This is a genomic window from Rhizobium ecuadorense (assembly GCF_001187535.1).
Classification (GTDB): Bacteria; Pseudomonadota; Alphaproteobacteria; order Rhizobiales; family Rhizobiaceae; genus Rhizobium; species Rhizobium ecuadorense.
On sequence record NZ_LFIO01001262.1, the window covers coordinates 1 to 248 of the forward strand.

Annotated in this window: 1 protein-coding gene; it reads left to right on the forward strand. The window is 64.1% G+C overall.

Annotated features, from left to right (window positions below; translation table 11 throughout):
• The coding region (locus AF337_RS26045) for an ABC transporter substrate-binding protein (RefSeq protein ID WP_152971197.1) at positions 1–248 on the forward strand (248 nt) is incomplete at both ends.

The following is a 248-nucleotide window of genomic DNA, read 5'->3' on the forward strand; positions in this document are numbered from 1 at the left end:
GTCGTCGACTACCTGCCGATCCGCGAGAAGGCCAAGGGCGCGCCCGTAGAGTTCGTGTTCCCGAGCGAAGGCGTTTCGGCCGTCACCGAGCCGGTCGGTATCCTTGCCAGCACCAAGAACGCCGATGCCGCCAAGAAATTCGTCGATTACGTGCTCTCCGAAAAGGGCCAGGAAGGCTTCGTGAAGCTCGGCTACATCCCGGCCCGCAACGGCATGAAGCTGCCGGAAGGCTTCCCCGCGCGCGACAC